This is a genomic window from Rhizobium sp. Leaf371 (assembly GCF_001424045.1).
Taxonomy (GTDB): Bacteria; Pseudomonadota; Alphaproteobacteria; order Rhizobiales; family Rhizobiaceae; genus Ferranicluibacter.
Genome location: NZ_LMQB01000027.1, coordinates 303,775 through 320,762, shown reverse-complemented (window position 1 = coordinate 320,762; position 16,988 = coordinate 303,775). Strand labels below are relative to the sequence as shown.

At 65.8% G+C, this 16,988-nt stretch carries 15 protein-coding genes; 11 read left to right on the top strand and 4 right to left on the bottom strand.

Going from position 1 to position 16,988, the window contains the following annotated elements:
• The first annotated feature begins 178 nt into the window (after window positions 1-178).
• Window positions 179-454: a DNA-binding protein HupB gene (gene hupB / locus ASG39_RS19845; protein WP_062468444.1), complete on the top strand. Its 276-nt coding sequence runs from the start codon at window positions 179-181 to the stop codon at window positions 452-454.
• A gap of 343 nt (window positions 455-797) precedes the next feature.
• Window positions 798-2,990, top strand: coding sequence for an esterase-like activity of phytase family protein (locus tag ASG39_RS19840; RefSeq protein WP_062596657.1), 2,193 nt, complete (start codon window positions 798-800; stop codon window positions 2,988-2,990).
• 101 nt (window positions 2,991-3,091) lie between these two features.
• Here ASG39_RS19840 and ASG39_RS19835 read toward each other — a convergent pair whose 3' ends face one another.
• Window positions 3,092-3,574, bottom strand: a complete 483-nt coding sequence (locus ASG39_RS19835) for a MarR family transcriptional regulator (RefSeq protein WP_062596656.1) — start codon at window positions 3,572-3,574, stop codon at window positions 3,092-3,094.
• Between the two features lie 239 nt (window positions 3,575-3,813).
• On the opposite strand from ASG39_RS19835, the gene ASG39_RS19830 reads away from it, so the two are divergent.
• The 3 genes from ASG39_RS19830 (at window position 3,814) to ASG39_RS19820 (ending at window position 9,109) form a co-directional block, all read left to right on the top strand.
• Window positions 3,814-5,094 carry a DNA repair exonuclease gene (locus tag ASG39_RS19830; RefSeq protein ID WP_062596655.1) on the top strand — a complete coding sequence of 427 codons (1,281 nt, stop codon included), beginning with the start codon at window positions 3,814-3,816 and terminating at the stop codon, window positions 5,092-5,094.
• The gene (locus tag ASG39_RS19825) at window positions 5,094-8,573 is read left to right on the top strand and encodes an AAA family ATPase (RefSeq protein ID WP_062596654.1); all 3,480 of its coding nucleotides are present in this window, start codon (window positions 5,094-5,096) and stop codon (window positions 8,571-8,573) included. The genes ASG39_RS19830 and ASG39_RS19825 overlap by 1 nt, the downstream gene beginning before the upstream one ends.
• Window positions 8,574-8,728: 155 nt before the next feature.
• Window positions 8,729-9,109: a hypothetical protein gene (locus ASG39_RS19820; RefSeq protein ID WP_062596653.1), complete on the top strand. Its 381-nt coding sequence runs from the start codon at window positions 8,729-8,731 to the stop codon at window positions 9,107-9,109.
• 59 nt (window positions 9,110-9,168) lie between these two features.
• On the opposite strand, the gene ASG39_RS19815 is transcribed toward ASG39_RS19820, so the two are convergent.
• The 3 genes from ASG39_RS19815 to ASG39_RS24140 form a co-directional block, all read right to left on the bottom strand.
• A complete protein-coding gene (locus ASG39_RS19815) occupies window positions 9,169-9,399 on the bottom strand; it encodes a hypothetical protein (protein ID WP_062596652.1) in 231 nt (76 codons plus the stop codon).
• 229 nt (window positions 9,400-9,628) lie between these two features.
• The gene (locus tag ASG39_RS19810) at window positions 9,629-9,985 is read right to left on the bottom strand and encodes a response regulator (protein ID WP_132533465.1); all 357 of its coding nucleotides are present in this window, start codon (window positions 9,983-9,985) and stop codon (window positions 9,629-9,631) included.
• Window positions 9,978-11,483 (bottom strand): HWE histidine kinase domain-containing protein, encoded by a 1,506-nt coding sequence (locus ASG39_RS24140; RefSeq protein WP_062596651.1) that lies wholly within the window; start codon window positions 11,481-11,483, stop codon window positions 9,978-9,980. Before ASG39_RS24140 ends, ASG39_RS19810 begins: the two co-directional genes overlap by 8 nt.
• A 211-nt stretch (window positions 11,484-11,694) precedes the next feature.
• On the opposite strand from ASG39_RS24140, the gene ASG39_RS19800 reads away from it, so the two are divergent.
• From ASG39_RS19800 to ASG39_RS19780, 6 genes are all read left to right on the top strand, one after another.
• On the top strand, window positions 11,695-11,973 hold the full coding sequence (locus ASG39_RS19800) for a hypothetical protein (RefSeq protein ID WP_156468207.1): 279 nt from the start codon (window positions 11,695-11,697) through the stop codon (window positions 11,971-11,973).
• Window positions 11,974-12,031: 58 nt separating this feature from the next.
• Window positions 12,032-12,451: a DUF4174 domain-containing protein gene (locus ASG39_RS19795; RefSeq protein WP_062596649.1), complete on the top strand. Its 420-nt coding sequence runs from the start codon at window positions 12,032-12,034 to the stop codon at window positions 12,449-12,451.
• 56 nt (window positions 12,452-12,507) lie between these two features.
• Complete coding sequence (locus ASG39_RS24280) at window positions 12,508-12,666, top strand: hypothetical protein (protein WP_200943904.1); 159 nt, start codon at window positions 12,508-12,510, stop codon at window positions 12,664-12,666.
• A gap of 413 nt (window positions 12,667-13,079) precedes the next feature.
• A complete protein-coding gene (locus tag ASG39_RS19790) occupies window positions 13,080-14,717 on the top strand; it encodes a peptide ABC transporter substrate-binding protein (protein WP_062596648.1) in 1,638 nt (545 codons plus the stop codon).
• A gap of 224 nt (window positions 14,718-14,941) precedes the next feature.
• Window positions 14,942-15,865 carry an oligopeptide ABC transporter permease OppB gene (oppB, locus tag ASG39_RS19785; RefSeq protein ID WP_062596647.1) on the top strand — a complete coding sequence of 308 codons (924 nt, stop codon included), beginning with the start codon at window positions 14,942-14,944 and terminating at the stop codon, window positions 15,863-15,865.
• Entirely contained in the window at window positions 15,858-16,988 is a 1,131-nt protein-coding gene (locus ASG39_RS19780; RefSeq protein ID WP_062596646.1) for an ABC transporter permease subunit, read from the top strand. Before oppB ends, ASG39_RS19780 begins: the two co-directional genes overlap by 8 nt.

Here is a 16,988-nt window from a genome sequence, read left to right as displayed (position 1 = left end):
TATCCATCGCTTTAACAGTGGAAGACCGGCCCCCAGGCCGGTCTTTTTTCGTAAAAATCACCGCAAAGCCTTGCATTTCCGGGCATTCGGCGCGATTGGGTTGCCAAGGCGACCGTTGCGACGATGGCACGGCCGCCCGAAAACAAGTCGTTTCGGACCAAGTTGAAAGGGTGGAAACATGAACAAGAATGAGCTCGTATCGGCGGTTGCCGAAAAGGCCGGCATCACGAACAAGGAGGCTGCCGCCTCTGTCGAAGCACTGTTCGACGTGATCCAGGGTGAACTGAAGAACGGCGGCGACGTTCGCCTCGTCGGCTTCGGCAACTTCACCGTCAGCCGTCGCGAAGCCTCCAAGGGCCGCAACCCCTCCACCGGTGCAGAAGTCGATATTCCCGCGCGCAACGTTCCGAAGTTCGCGGCCGGCAAGGGCCTCAAGGACGCCGTCAACTCCTAAGGCAGCAGGATCCCGGCGCGGCGCAAACGCATCGCCTCGGGATCACGACATGCCGAGTTTACGGCCGGGCGCCGACCATTCCTCGCGAATGCCGTCAGGCCGCTCGATCGTCGCAAAGCGCTTCGGTGCGGGATCACGGGCTTTTCCGGTTCCCGCATCGACAAGCGGAAGGAGAGGGCGCAGGCCGCTCTCCTCGTCTTCGGGCCCGGGTTTTCCCGGGCCTTTTTCATGTCTGTCATTCCCCTGTCATATGCGCGCTCCAGAAATCGCAGCCGGTGCCGCGCGCGACGATGCAGGCGGCAGCGCGGCGCGGAGCGCCGTGGACTTGTCGAGGGGATGTCTCATGAAAACCGTATCCGTCACCGCCGCGCTCGCGGCCCTGCTTGCGACCTCGGTGGCCGGCAGCGCCATTGCAGAGCCCGTCTTCAATCGTATCGCGTCCTTTGCCGTTGCCGACAACCTGCCGGCCGGGGCCGACCGCAAGACGGTGACCTCCGCCGAGATCGTCACCGCGACGGACGACGGCATGACGCTAATCTATTCCGACAGCCCCCTGAAGGCGATCGGCTTCATCGACATCAAGGACGCCGCGGCCCCCAAGGCAGGCGGCATCGTCGCCTTCGACGGCGAGCCGACCTCGGTGACCGTCGCCGGCCCCAAGGCGCTCGTCGCCGTCAACACGAGCCCGAACCGGGCGAACCCGTCGGGCCGGCTTGCCGCCGTCGATCTGGCCAGCCGTCAGGTGACGGCGAGCTGCGAACTCGGTGGCCAGCCGGATTCGGTCGCCGTCAACAAGGACCGGACTCTGGCGGCCATCGCCATCGAGAACGAGCGCGACGAGACGGTGAATGACGGGGCGCTGCCGCAGATGCCGGCCGGCGATCTCGTCATCGTCAAGCTCACCGACGGCACGCCGGACTGCGCCAGCATCCGTCACGTCGCCTTGACCGGACTGGCCGAGGTCGGGGGCGAGGATCCGGAGCCGGAATTCGTGTCGTTCAACGGCCGCGACCAGATCGCGCTGACGCTGCAGGAGAACAACCAGATCGTCGTTCTCGACGGGCGCTCGGGCAAGATCGTCTCGCATTTCTCCGCCGGCACGGTGGATCTCGAGAAGATCGATACGAAGCGCGACGGCAAGCTGTCCTTCACCGGATCGCTGAAGGGCGTGGCCCGCGAGCCGGACGCCGTGAAATGGCTCGACGACGACCGGCTGGTGGTGGCGAACGAGGGGGACTGGAAAGGCGGCTCGCGCGGCTTCACCATCTTCGACACCAGCGGCAAGGTGCTCTACGAGGCCGGCGCGCGCCTCGAACGTGCGGCGGCGGCCATCGGCCACTATCCGGAGAAACGCTCCGCGGCCAAGGGTGTCGAGCCAGAGGGGCTGGAAGCGGCAACCTTCGGCGCGGACCGCCTGTTCTTCGTGCTGGCCGAGCGCGCCTCGCTCGTCGGCGTCTACAAGGATACGGGTGCCGAGCCGGAGCTGCTGCAGCTGCTGCCGTCGGGCATCTCCCCGGAAGGCGGCATCGCCATTCCCGCCCGCAATCTCCTGGTTACCGCCAACGAGGCCGATCTGGTCGAGGACGGCGCGGCGCGCTCGCATGTGATGATCTATGAGCGCAAGGAGGGCAAGGCCGCCTATCCGCAGATCCGCTCGGTGGAGAAGGATGGCGTGCCGATCGGCTTCGGCGCCCTCTCGGGTCTCTCGGCCGTTCCGGGCCAGCCCGGCAAGCTCTATGCGGTGAGCGATTCGGTCTATGGCGCCGAGCCGCGCATCTTCACCATCGACACGACGAAGAGCCCGGCCGAGATCACCGACGCCCTCACGATCACCCGCGACGGTGCGCCGGCGCAGAAGCTCGACATCGAGGGTATCGTCGCGACCGAGGACGGCTTCTGGCTCGCCTCCGAAGGCAATTCCGACAAGCTGGTGCCGCATGCGCTCTACCAGGTGAATGCCAAGGGCCAGATCAAGAAGGAAGTGCCGCTGCCCGAAGAGCTGCGGGCCGCGGAGACCCGCTTCGGTTTCGAAGGCATCACCATTACCGGCGAGGGCGACGACGCCACCCTGTGGATGGCGGTGCAGCGGGAATGGAAGGACGACGAGAAGGGCTTCGTCAAGCTCGTCTCCTACAAGCCGAAATCGGAGGCGTGGGGCGCTGTTCGCTATCCGCTCGAAAAGAAAGGCGAGGGCTGGGTCGGCCTCTCCGAAATCACCGTTCACGGCGACTACGCCTATGTCATCGAGCGCGACAATCTCGTCGGGCAGGCGGCAAAGCTGAAGAAGATCTTCCGCGTGGCGCTTGCCGACCTGAAGCCCGCCAAGCTCGGCGGCCCGCTGCCGGTCGTCGCCAAGGAAGAGTTCCGCGATCTGCTCCCGGACCTCAAGTCGCTCAACGGCTATGTTCTCGACAAGGTCGAGGGCTTTGCGATCGACGCCACCGGCACCGGCTACGTCGTCACCGACAATGACGGCGTCGACGACAGCTCGGGCGAGACGATGTTCTGGAGCATCGGCAAGATCGACGCGATGTAGGAACCACTGCCGGATGGGGACCGGGCCTGCCTGCGGCAGATCCCGGCCTCTCTGCAGGTTTGCGGTTCAGGTCCGGGACGGGAGCGCGCGTGGTCCGGCCCTCAGGCCTCGCGCGCCGCAGGCGGGGCTTCCGCGGCCTCTTCCTGCTCGCGCCGCTCGCGGATTTCGTCGGTGCGGCGAACGAGCTTGCTGACGATGTCGTGCAACTGGTCGAGCTGCTCGTCGTCGAGGGCCGAGAAGATCTCCTCGATCAGCTGCTTGCGCGGATGTTCCGCAGCCTCGAGCGCGATGCGTCCGACATCGGTGATGGAAACGATCTTGGCGCGGCGATCCTCCGGGTCCGGCTGGCGCACCACCAGCTTGTCGCGCTCCAGCCCGTCGATCGCTTCGGTCACCGTCCGCGGCGCGAAATTGAGCGCGCAGGCGATGTCGGTCGAGCGGCAGGGGCCGAGCTTGTTGAGGAAGAACAGGAATTTGCTGCGGGCCAGCGACACGCCTTCCTCCGTCATCGACTGGTTGATGAGCCGGTGAACGCGATGATAGAGCTCGAACAGCTTGTCGGAGACGTCGAAAGTCGTTTTCATAGAGTGGAGATGGACGTTCTGAGGGCCCATGTCAAATGCCTTCGCGGCGATGTCGGAGCGCGCCGCGTGAATGTGGATCGGGGTTTCTCAAGCGCAACACAGGCCGTGAAAGCGTGGGGCCTCGCCGCATCCGGCCGCAGCCCGCGCTTGGGCGCCGCACGCCCAAGGCCCGGTGGAAAGACACGGGCAAACCCGCCGAAACGATTGACGTTCGCGCGCCGGCAGGGCCATGGTCGGACATGGCTTTCCGCTTCGTACACACCGCAGATCTTCACCTCGATTCTCCCCTCCGCAGTCTGGCGCTCCGCAACGGCGAGCTGGCCGAGCATGTCCGCGGCGCAACCCGCGCCGCGCTGACGGCGATCGTCGATCTCTGCATCGCAGAGGCGGTGGACGCGCTTCTGATCGCGGGCGACCTTTATGACGGTTCGCAGACCTCGATGAACACGGCGCTGTTCCTTATGGGCGAGATGCGGCGGCTGGAGATGGCGGGCGTGCGCGTCTTCGTCATTCGCGGCAACCACGACAACCAGTCGGCCATCCGCCGCGAACTGACCTTTCCCGACAATGTGCACGTCTTTTCCAACCGCGCGAAATCGGTCAAGGCGGCGACCTTGCCGGACGGGCGCGCCGTCTACATCCACGGCATCGGCTTCGACCAGCCGCATGCGCCCGACAGTCTGCTGCCGTCCTTTCCCGGTCCGCAGGCAGACAGCGTCAATATCGGCATGCTGCATACCAGCCTTGCCGGGGCGCCCGGACACGATCTCTACGCACCCACCAGCGTGGCGGAGCTTGCCGCGCACGGCTTCGACTACTGGGCGCTCGGCCATGTGCACCACCGCCTCGTGCACAGCGAAACGCCGCTGATCGTCATGCCGGGCATGCCGCAGGGCCGCGATATCAACGAGGCCGGCGCAAAGAGCGTGACGCTGGTGACGATCGAGGCGGGCGGCCAGATCCATCACGACGAGCGGCGGATCGGCAGCGCCGTGTTCGAGCGGGCGACGGTCGATCTCACGGGCGTATCGGAATGGCGCGCGCTTCTGGCCCGCATCGGCGACGATCTCGCGCGGCGCGTGGCGGGCGCCGGGGCGCAGCACCTCATTCTGCGCCTGCACCTGATGGGCGCCACGCCGCTCGCCTTCCGGCTGAAACGCGACCCGGCCTTTCTCGCCGACGAGGTGACCGGGCTTGCCAACGCTCTGCCCGGCTGCTGGGTGGAGAAGATCGAGATCGACTGCCAGGCGCCCGATCTGGGGACAACGGCCGGCGCCGAAACCGGCCTCGATCCCGCCGCCGAACTCTCGGCGCTGATCCAGGGCGACGTGCTCGGCTCGCACGGCTTCCGCCAGCAGGCGGCAGACCTGATGACCGAGCTTCTCGGCCAGCTGCCGCGCGAATTGCGGGAAACCTTCGGCACCGACGAGGCGGCCGTCGAGGCGCTGCTTGTCGAGATCGCGCGCGACGGCAGCGACGAGGTGCTGGCGCATGTGCGGGCTGGCGAGGGGGATCTCTGATGCGTCTGTCTGCTCTCGATCTCGTCCGCTACGGCAAATTCACCGGCAAGCAGCTCGACTTCGGCCCGGCAAGGCCGGGGAAGCCGGACCTGCATCTGGTCTACGGCCCGAACGAGGCCGGTAAGTCGACGCTGTTTTCGGCGGTGCTCGACCTGTTTTTCGGCATCGAAGGCCGCAGCGCCTACAATTTCCTCCACCCGTACCCAGCCATGCGCATCGGCGCGACGGTGGAAACCGGGGGACGCAGCCAGTCTCTGTTTCGCGTCAAGCGGCAGCAGAACACGCTGATCGACGCCAATGATCAGCCGCTCCCGGAAGGCCTGCTCGCCAATGCCTTCGGCACGGTGGACCGCGCCACCTACCAGCTGATGTTTTCGCTCGATGACGACAGCATCGAAAAGGGCGGCGAAAGCATTCTTCGCAGCGAAGGCGAACTCGGCTCGCTCCTGTTTTCCGCCAGTTCCGGCCTGCCGGATCTGACCGGCGTCATGGCCGACCTCAAGGGCCGGACGGACGCCTTCTACCGCCCGCAGGCGCGCAAGCACCGGCTGGCGGAACTCAAGGCCGAACTCGATGCGCTGAAGGACGAGCGCGCCGCCATCGATGTCAGTCAGCGGGAATATACGGCGCTGCGCAAGACGCGCGACCTCGCGACGGAACGGCACGAGGCGGCGCTCGCCGCGCGCGCCGCGCTGCGCGTCCAGTGGGACGCGGCCAATGCGAAGCTCGACGGCCTGCCGCTCCTCCTGCGGCTGCGCGCGTTGCGCGGCGAACTGGCGATGCTCAGCGACCTGCCGGACCCGCCCGCCGTCTGGCACCAGATGCTGCCGGATCTCCTGCGCGCGGAGACCGAGATCGGCACCCGCCTGACGCAGGTCGCAGCCGATATCGCCCGGCGCACGCAGGAGCGGGACCTGCTCGCGCGGGACGAAGCCGTTCTGGCGCTGCGCGCCGAGCTGCGCCATCTGGAAAGTTCCGGGCTCGAGGCCCGCTACCGCACGGCGGCCCAGGACATGCCGTCGCGGACGCAGGAGCGTGCCGCCGTTTCCGCCGATCTCGCCGCGCGATTGCTGCAGCTCGGCCGGCATACGGATGAGGACCCGGCGGCCCTGCTCATTCCCGCCGCGACCATCGGCAAGCTGCGGGCGCTGGCCGAGACGCATGCCCGGCTGACCGAACGGCAGGAGGCCGCCCGGCGTGAGCTTGCCCTGACGGAGGCAGCCCATCGCGCGGCAGTGGAGCAGGCAGAAACGATCGGCGAGACACGGGCGGGCCAAGCGCCGGGCGCGACCTCGACCAGCGATCTGCAGGCGCTGTCCGACCTGTTGCGGGCGCTGCGGCGCGAGGATTTTCCGCTGCGCCAGAAGGCGGCGCGCGAAGAGGCGGCGCGGCTCGAAGATCTCCTGGCCGACCAGCTGGCAGCGCTTGCCGGACGCCACGATGCCGAGAGCCTCGCGCTGGCGCCCGTTCCGGCAGAGGGCGATCTGGCCGACTGGTCGTTCCGCAGCGAGCGGGTGGGCGCGCAGCTTCGCCTCCTCGACGAGCGTCGCGCGGAGATTGCGCTGCAGCTCGCCACCGCGCAGGCCGAGCGCGAGACGCTGCTGGTGCAGGCGGAATTTGCCGATGATGGTCGCGTGGCCGAGCTTCGCCGGGCGCGGGACGACGCCTGGCGGGCGCACCGCAGCCGGTTGACGCCCGACACCGCCGAGACCTTCGAAAGCGCGCTCGACAGGGACGACCGGGCGAGCGCCCTGCGGCTGACGCAGACGGAACAGATCGCCCGCAGCCGCGCGCTTGCGGTCACGATCGCGGATCTCAGCGCGCGGCAGACGGCCTATGATCGGCAGCGCGCGGAACAGAATGCGGAACGCAGCGTGGTCGCAGACGCGATCGCGCAGGCGGCGGAGGCCTGCCATCTTGCCTCGGACCTGTCGCTGCCGCGGCTGGAGGACTGGCTGCAACGTCGCCTGAAGGTGCTGGAAACGCGAACCGCCCTGCGTGGCATGCGTCAGAAACAGGTTCAGGCCGATGCCGACGAGGCAAGGGCCATGGCCCGGCTGGCCACCGCATTCGGCGACGAAGCGGCGCTGCCGGACGATTTCGAGACGGCGCTCGCCTTCGGCGAGCGTGTGCTGGCGTCGGCCCAGGCGGAGGCCGCCGAAGGCCGCTCGCTTTCGGACAATCTCCAGCGCACGGAAGCCGCGCTCGCATCGCGTCGGCGCGATGCGGAGGCGGCGGATGCCGCTGTGGCGGCCTGGGCGCAATCCTGGGCGGCACTTCTCTCCGGTCTCTGGCTTGCACCCGACGACGCGGCGCCGAGCCCGGCCGAGGTCATGCCGATCCTCGCCGTGCTGGCCGAGATCGACCGTCTCGTTCAGCGTCGCAACGATTTCGACCACCGGATCCAGGCAATGGGGCGCGATCAGGCAGCCTTCGTCCATGTGATCAAGACCTGCTGCGCGCGGCTCGATCTCGTCGTCGGCGACGAGCCGCTCGCGATGTTCACCACGCTGCAGCAGCGGGTGGCGGCCGCCGAGCAGATCGAGGCGCTGTCCGACCGGTTGTCGCAGGAGTTGGACGAGCGCGCGCGGGAGGCGCAGGCGCTGGTCGAGGCACAGGAGCGCCACGAGGCCGGCAAGCGCGACATGCTCGCCTTCTTCGGCTGCACCGAGCTGGGCGATGTCGCGGGTCATCTGGAAACCGCCAAGGCCCGGACGCGGCTGCGCGAGCGCATCGCGGAAACGGAGGCCGACCTTGCCGCGCGCCTGCGCGTCGGGACGGCGGAGGAGGCCGAGATGGTGCTCGTCGCGCTGGACGAGGAGGGCCTTCGTCGGGAGGCGGCGGAACTCGCCGCGCGTCACGACGAGGCGGACCGCATGGTGCAGGATCGCCATGCCGAACTGCGCGAGGCGGAGCGGGGGCTGGAAAAGGCAGCGGGCGACGATGCGGCCGCCCATATCGAGGAACGCCGCCGCACGGTGCTCGCCGATATCGAGGAGCAGGCGCTCGCCTATCTCCGCCTGCGCTCGGGCCTGCTCGCCGCCGACATGGCGCTGCGGCTCTACCGGGAACGGCATCGCAGCGCGATGATGCAGCGGGCGTCCTCGGCCTTCGCCACCATCAGCGGCGGAGAGTATGAGGGGCTTTCGACGGAGATGGAAAAAGGGACGGAGTTCCTTCTCGTCCGCTCGGTTTCGGGGGCGACCAAGCTTGCCAAGGACCTGTCGAAGGGGACGCGCTTCCAGCTTTACCTCGCGCTGCGCATGGCCGGCTTCCACGAGATCAGCGCCCAGCGCGAAGCCCTGCCGTTCATCGCCGACGATATCATGGAGACCTTCGACGACGGCCGCGCCTTCCATGCCTTCCGGCTGATGGCGGATATGGCGGGCGTCGGGCAGGTCATCTATCTGACGCACCACGAGCATCTCTGCGAGATCGCGCGCAAGGCTTGTCCCGACGTGGTTCTGCACCGTCTCTGAGGCATTGCGGGACCGCGGGTGCCGCGCCGGACTTGAGGCCGGCGGCAACTGGCCCTATAGGGAGGCACCGTGTCGGCGCCCCGAGGGGCTGACGGCGAGCCTGCAGGGCAGGCGGACGGACAATCGAGGTGGGCCATATCCGGCCGGAGACAGCGATGAACAATTTCCATGTCGGCCAGAAGGTCGTCTGCATCGACGACAAGTTCAAGAACGTCTCGATCGACCAGCTGATCCGCAAAGGCGAGATCTACACCATTCGTTGGGTCGGGGCCTACAGCCACTATATCGACGGCGAGTTCATCGGCGTGAAGCTGGAGGAAATCCACCGCGGCAATGATGACGGCCCGGAAGGCTATGGTGCGGCCGACATGCCCTATCGTGCGACCCGGTTCCGCCCGCTGCTGAAGGACCGGCTTTCGACGCTGAAGAACCTGCTGGCCCCGACGCCCAAGGGCGAGACGCCCTATGCGCCGCCGGCTCCCGAGGAACCGAAGCGCGCCGCGCCCAAGCGGGAAAAGGAAAAGGTGGATATCTGAGCCGGGTGGATATCTGAGCCGGACGGGCCGACGTCGTCCGGTCTCTGGAAGGCGACGCCTCAGCGCCCGGTCTTGGCGCGGGCGCTGTCCTGCAACAGATCCTGCAGCGCGGCTTCGCTGATCATGCCGCACTGGAAGACGTGAATTCTGCGCGCGGCGGCAATGTCGCCCGTTTCCGCACCGGCGGTGCAGTGATCCGCAAAGACGCGCTCCAGCGCTTGGCCGCCGCGAGAGGCGTGGCGTGCGTCCGGATGCGCGTCGGCGACAAGGCCGAAATCTCTTGTGGTCATGGCGATCTCCACAGCTTCGACGGGCGTGCGCCGGGGCGGCCACGCGCGTGTACAGGCGCCCGATTGTACAGGACCTGGCTGGACTGGCGATGACCAGATCTGACCTGTCATTCATCGCAGGATCGATGAATTTTTCAAATCGTCGTGAAAAATCCTACGCGACAGGCATGACGCAGGCATGACCGTTCCGTGACATTGCAGGGGCGGAAGTAAAAGGAAATGTCTCGCGTCAGAGCGCGGATGCCAGCAGACGCCCGACATCCGTGACATTGAACGGCTTCTGCAGCACGGGCGCCGAAATGCCGGAGCCTTCCAGCCCTGCGGCGCCATAGCCGCTGGCGAAGACGAAGGGGATGCCGCGCGTTTCGAGCTGGTGTGCGATCGGGAAGGACTGTTTGCCCGCAAGATTGATGTCGAGGATGGCAATATCGATGTCGAGGGTGCGGGCGAGATCGAGGGCCGGCTCCAGGCGCATGGCGATGCCGGCGATCTCGCAGCCGAGCTGGAGGATGAAATCCTCCATGAGGAGCGCAACCAGCATCTCGTCCTCGACGATCAGCACGCGTTTTCCGGAAAGCTTATCCAAGGCCGACGCTTTCGCGGACGGCGGCAAGCGGCGCCGACAGTTCGAACACGAGACCGTCGGGCCTGTGGTGAATGCGCACGGTGCCGGTGAGTTCGACGGGAAGCGCGCGTTCGAGGAGATGGAAACCGAAGCCGCGCCGCTGCGGTGGGTGTACCGGCGGCCCACCCTTTTCGCGCCATGTCATCCGGAAGACCTCCTGATCCTCCACCCGTGTCGTCTCGCAGACGATCTCCACGCGACCCTCGCTGCGCGAGAGGGCCCCGTATTTCTCCGCATTGATGGCGAGTTCATGGAGGGCGAGCGCGATGGACAGGGCCGCATGCGGCTCGAAGCGGAGCGTCTGCGCGGTGATCTCCAGCCGGGAATGGTCGGGATCGTCATGGATCGACAGCGCCGTCTCCAGAACATCGGAGAGATCGGCACCCGTCCAGTTCTGGGCGGTCAGCATGTTGTGCGCCCGCGACAAAGCGAGAATGCGGCCGTTGATCGAGTCCGAAGCCTCCTTCAGCGACATCGCACCGCGCAGCGTCTGCGTGGTGATGGCCTGGACCGATGCAAGGGTGTTCTTGACGCGATGGTTCAGTTCGTTGACGAGCAGGCGCTGCCGATGTTCGGCGATGACGCGCTCGGTGACATCGGATCCTTGCACGAAGATATGCGTGACCTCGCCGCTGTCGGCCTTGATCGGCTGGTAGACGAAATCGACGTAACGTTCCTCGGCACCGATCTCGGCCGAGCGAATGAGAACGAGGCGTTCGGACCAGCGGCTGACAGGCTCCCCGGAACTATAGGCCTGATCGAGAAGCGCCTCGAAGCCCTGGCCTGCCAGTTCCGGCAAGGCTTCGCCGACCGGTTTGCCGATGACGTCCCGGTCGCCGATCAGCGACTGATAGTTCGGGTTGACCATTTCGAACACATGGTTTTCGCCGCGCAGCATGGCCATGAAGGTCGGTGCCTGGGCGAAAAGCTGCAGCAGGCGCTCGTGCTCGCGGGCGATCCGCTGGCGTGCCAGCACCTCGCTCGTCGTTTCCACCACGATGGCGATGACGCCGGCGGGCTTTCCTGCCTCGTCGAGCACCGGGGAGTAATCGAGGTTCATCCACACCTGTTCCGGCACGCCGCGACGATGCAGCGTCAGTTCCTGATCGCGATAGGCAAGCGTGCCGCCGGCAAGCCCCACCCGCATGACATTGTCGTTGAAATCGGCGATTTCGGCCCAGCCCTCGCGAACCTTGGAGCCGAGGAGTTGCGGGTGCCGCTTTCCGGCAAATCCGGAATAGGCGTCGTTGTAGATCATGATGCCGTGCTCGCCCCAGAGCATGACGATCGGCACGGGAGACTGAAGCACGAGGGCCGTGGCCGTGCGAAGGCACCCGGGCCAGGTCTCCACCCGTCCGATCGGCGTGGCACCCCAATCGAATTCGCGGATCAGCTGCCTGATTTCGCCACCATTCCCGAGAAAGGCGAACGCGTCTTCGGCCTGGTTGTTCTCGGCCATTCCCACCACCGTTTGTCAGTCCGTCTGTCTCCGAGGCTGCGACCTGCAGTGGCGCGGCTCTCGTTGTAGGACGAAATAGCAATCCCGTTTCGTCTGGCAAGATGTCGTTGCGATAAGTCGCGACACCATCCGGAACAATCGCGCCGTTTGACGGGTTGCTAAGACAGCGTAGGCGCCGACAGATGCGCCCGCGCGCGGGAGGATGGACATCATGAGCAGCAATGTCGAACCGAGGAAACTCGGGCACGGAACGATGGAGGGCAACAAGGACGTCGATGCGTGCAAGGCGAACCTTGCCGACGCCTTTCAGGCGATCACCCGGAGCGGCGATGTCAGCATGGGCTCGGCGGCCGGTGCCGAACTGCCGGATGAGCTGCAGGAACTCGTCAAGCAGGCGGAGGCTTCCGGCTGGCACCGCGACGTGGCGGAAGAGGCCATTCGCCAGCTGGCGCGCGAACTGCTCGGAGCCCGCGGTGCCGCATTCGACTGATGCCCGTCTGAGGTTGGCACCCCTCTGAAACTGGAACGAGACCGATGAGGAGACGATCATGCTCAAATCCCTGATGACTGAGATCTTCGGCGTCGGCCCGCATCCGGAAGAAACCTCCGGCAACCTGCACGATCTGCAGTGGGAGAAGCGCGTGGTCGTGATCTTTTCAGACCCCGCCGGTATAAAGTCGGATGCCCAGTTGCGGGCGTTGAAGGCCGACACGGAGGGCTTGCGCGATCGCGATCTCGCGGTCTTCACCGTGAATGGCAACGATGTCCGCCCGGAATTCGGCTCCGATGTCGTGCCGCAGGCACATATGCTGCGCAAGGAGCTCGGCTGCACGCCCGGAACCTTCGCGCTCGTGCTGGTGGGCAAAGACGGGCATGTGAAAGCCCGGTTCGATGATGTCGTCGATCCCGCCGTGCTGTTTGCGGAGATCGACAGCATGCCGATGCGCCGGGCCGAAATCGACCGATAGGTCTTCCGGGCGCGCAGCAGTCCCTTGCCGATGCGACCATTCTGACAGGAGATATCATGTCCAACGTACCCGATCCCATCCTCCCCCCGGTGCCCGGCAATCCGCCGATCCCCACGCCCATGCCGCCGATCACCGAACCGGAGCCGGACAGGCTTCCAGACGAGACGCCGAACCCCAATCCCGACGAGAACGACGCGCCCCCGCTGTCGGTGTGACGGTCGGTGGCCAAGGTTGCGCACAGCTTCTTTGGGCAGAATCTCGCTGGACGGTCCGAAGACGACGGAGCAAGAAAACGATGCGACGGCAACCTCCGGCTGTCGCATGTTTCGGGACCAGAGCAGGGAGCGGGAGGCCGCATTGCACGCGAAGCCATGGGATAGATGGCCTTTGACGTAAGGTGCTGTCGACGGTGTGACGCGTTCGCGTGCGGCTGGGCTGCCGGCCGTCTCGATGGTGTTCGGGTCTCCATCAGCGGCTTTTTATGCAACTTTTTCGACGCAAACCGCATCCCTGCATCTCCGGTCAACGCTGGATGACGGTGCCCGACAAGGGTTGCGTTTCCCCGATTTTTCGCCTTTGCTGCCGCTTTGGCGCCCCGAGATGGCGCAAACGGGCAAGGAGAGTATCGATGACCGCACCCCTGTTGGCACGCCGGTTTCACCCGGCAACGACAACCGTGACACGGAACCTGCGACGCGTCGCCCTGATCGGCTCGCTGCTGCTGGGCGCGAGCCCCGCGCTGGCCGAGGTCGTTCTCAATCGCGGCAACGCCGGCGAGCCCCAGACGCTCGACCAGGCGCACACCTCGATCAATATCGAGGAATTCATCCTCAAGGATCTCTACGAAGGCCTGACGATCTATGATGCCAAGGGCGAGATTGTGCCCGGTGCTGCGGAAAGCTGGACGGTTTCGGACGACGGCACCGTCTACACCTTCAAGCTGCGCGACAACGGAAAGTGGTCGGACGGCTCTCCGGTGACGGCGGAGGACTTCGTGTTTTCGCTGAAGCGCGTCGAGGATCCGAAGACGGCTGCCGGCTATGCCAACATCCTCTATCCGATCAAGAATGCTGAAAAGGTCAACAAGAACGGCGCACCTCTCGACGAGCTGGGCGTGAAGGCCATCGACGCGAAAACGCTGGAAATCACGCTCGAACGTTCGACGCCCTATTTCCTGGAACTGCTGGCGCACCAGACGGCGCTGCCGATCTCCAAGGCGAGTTTCGAGAAGAACGGTACCGATTTCGTCAAGCCGGGGGTCATGGTGTCGAACGGCGGCTTCAAGCTGACCGAACACGTCGCCAACGATCATCTGACGCTGACCAAGAACGAGAATCACTGGGACGCGGCCAACATCAAGCTCGACAAGGTGGTCATCTACCCGCTCGAGGACCAGGCCGCGGCCGTGCGCCGCTATGAGGCGGGCGAGCTGCAGGTGAACTATAATTTCTCCGCCGACCAGATCGAGCGGCTGAAGACCCAGTTCGGCGACGAGGTGCATATCTCGCCCGCGCTTGCGACCTACTATTATGTGTTCGACACCCGCACCGCACCGATGGATGATGTCCGCGTGCGTCGCGCGCTCTCCATGGGCATCGACCGCGACTTCCTCGCCAAGGAAATCTACAGCGGCTCGCAGCAGCCGGCCTACGGCTTCGTTCCCCCGGGCCTGCCGGACTATGGCACGCCGTCCGTGGCCGATTTCGCGACGAAGAGCCAGCTCGACCGCGAGGACGAGGCGCTCGCGCTCCTGAAGGAGGCCGGATACGGCGAGGGCGGCAAGCCGCTCGAGATCGAGATCCGCTACAACACCAACCCCAACCACGAGCGCGTTGCGACTGCCGTCGCCGACATGTGGAAGACGGCCTTCAACGCCAAGGTGACGATGGTCAATCTCGACGTCTCCTCGCACTATGCCTACCTGCAGGAGGGCGGAAAGTTCTCCGTCGCCCGCGCCGGCTGGACAGCCGATTACGGTGATCCGGAAAACTTCCTCGGCATGAACACGACGAGCAACAAGACCTTCAACTATGCCAAGTGGAGCAATGCAGACTACGACGCGCTGATGGCCAAATCCAATGACGAGAAGGATCCCGCGGCCCGCGCAAAGCTGCTGCACGAGGCCGAGACGATCCTGATGAAGGAACAGCCCGTGGCACCGCTTCTCTACCAGAACGAGCTGTGGCTCGTGTCGAAGAAGGTCAAGGGCTGGGTCGACAATGCCAACAACCAGCACCTGAGCCGCTTCCTCAGCATTGCCGAGTAAGACGCGCGCGGACGGGCGTCGGCGGCTGTTTTCGGCACCGGCGCTCGTGGCGCTTTGCGAAGCGCGCGGTCGCGAGATCCCATGCGGGGGTCCGCACCGCAGGCATCATCGTTCCCAATGTGTTTTCAAAGACCGCAGCCACCAGAGCATCGCGCCGGCAGTTCGCGACAGCGTCGCTCAGGGCGCTTGCGGCTCGTGCTTTCCGCCCTCCCATGGAGACGGCCATGTTATCCTTCGTTCTTCGCCGCCTGGCGAGCGCCGTGCCGACCCTCTTCATCGTCGTCACGATCTCGTTCTTCCTCATGCGGTTCGCCCCGGGCGGTCCGTTCAACCTCGAACGCCCGCTGTCGCCGCAGACCATGGCCAACATCAACAAGGCCTATGGGCTCGATCTGCCGCTGTGGCAGCAGTATCTGCGCTATCTCGGCAATGTCGTGCGCGGCGATTTCGGCCCGAGCTATATCTATCGCGACAATACGGTCGACCAGCTGATCGGCATGGGGCTGCCCTATTCGATCGAACTCGGCCTGTGGGCACTGGGCGTGGCGCTGGTGGGCGGCGTTGCCGCCGGCACCTTTGCGGCCCTGCGCCAGAACAGTTTTCTCGATGTCGCCATCATGAGCCTGTCGACCGTGGGCGTCACGGTGCCGAATTTCGTCATCGGCCCGGTTCTGACGCTGGTCTTCGCCGTCATGCTGTCCTGGCTTCCGGCCGGCGGCTGGGGCGACGGATCGCTGCGGTTTCTCATCCTGCCGATGATCGCGCTTGCGCTGCCCCAACTCGCGGTTTTTGCCCGCCTCACGCGCGGCGCAATGATCGAGGCGCTGCACACCGACCATATCCGCACCGCGCGCGCCTATGGCCTGCCGGCGCGCACGGTGGTGGTGACGCATGCGATGCGCGCCGCCATGCTGCCGGTCGTGTCCTATCTCGCACCCTGCGCCGCAGCGCTGCTGACCGGCTCCGCCGTCATCGAGACGCTGTTCACCATTCCCGGCGTCGGCCGCTTCTTCGTGCTCGGCGCCATCAATCGCGATTACACGCTGGTCATGGGCACGGTCGTGCTGATCGCGGTCTTCGTCATCGTCTTCAACCTGGTGGTCGATATTCTCTACGGCCTGCTCGATCCGAGGGTTCGCCATGAGTGATCTCGCCCAGATGCCGGCCGTCCTGCCGGGAGTGGCCAGCCGCAGCCTGTTCCAGCTCGCCGCCATGCGCTTCCGGCGCAATCGCGCGGCCATGGCCGGCAGCGTCGTGCTCGTGCTCGTCGCTTTGTTCTCGTTCCTCGGGCCGCTGTTCATCAGCCACGCCTATGATCAGGTCTTTCCCTCCTACGTCTCCGTGCCGCCCAGTCTTGAGCCGCGGCCCGGTGCCGACAGCCTGGAGGGTGCGATCTCCTCGGCCGCGGCCAGAGCCCGCGTCACGCTGCAGGCCTTCGACGTGGAGGGGCAGACCTTCACCGCGACGTTCACCTCCGACGCCGCGATCGATCCGCGCACGACACGCTACATCGACCGCGCCAACGAGTTCGACGACACCAAGGTCACGGAAACGCGCGACGACGGGCGGACCATCGTGGTCGAGGGCCGCGTGTCGCGCGAATATTTCCTGTTCGGCACCGATTCGAACGGCCGGGACCTCGTCGCGCGCGTCATGCTGGGCGGGCAGATCTCGCTCGCCGTCGGCCTGCTGGCGAGCCTCGTCTCGCTCGGCATCGGCGTTCTCTACGGCGCGACCTCGGGCTATCTCGGCGGCCGGGTCGACAACGTCATGATGCGTTTCGTCGAAATCCTCTATTCACTTCCCTTCGTCTTCCTCGTCGTCGTGCTCGTGGTGTTCTTCGGCCGCTCCTTCATCCTCATCTTCCTCGTCATCGGCGCGGTGGAGTGGCTGGATATGGCGCGAATCGTCCGCGGCCAGACGCTGGCGCTGAAGCGGCGCGAGTTCGTGGCGGCGGCCCAGGCGCTGGGGCTGACCGACTGGCAGATCATCCGCCGGCATGTCGTGCCCAACACCATCGGTCCGGTCGTCGTCTTCGTCACCGTCGTCGTGCCCAAGGTGATCCTGCTCGAAAGCTTCCTCTCCTTCCTCGGCCTCGGCGTTCAGGCGCCGCTGACGAGCTGGGGCGCGCTGATCTCGGAAGGGGCGAACAACATCCAGTCGGCCCCCTGGCTCTTGATCTTCCCCGCCGTCTTCTTCGTTCTCACGCTGTTCTCGCTCAACTTCGTCGGCGACGGGCTGCGCGACGCACTCGATCCGAGGGACCGCTGA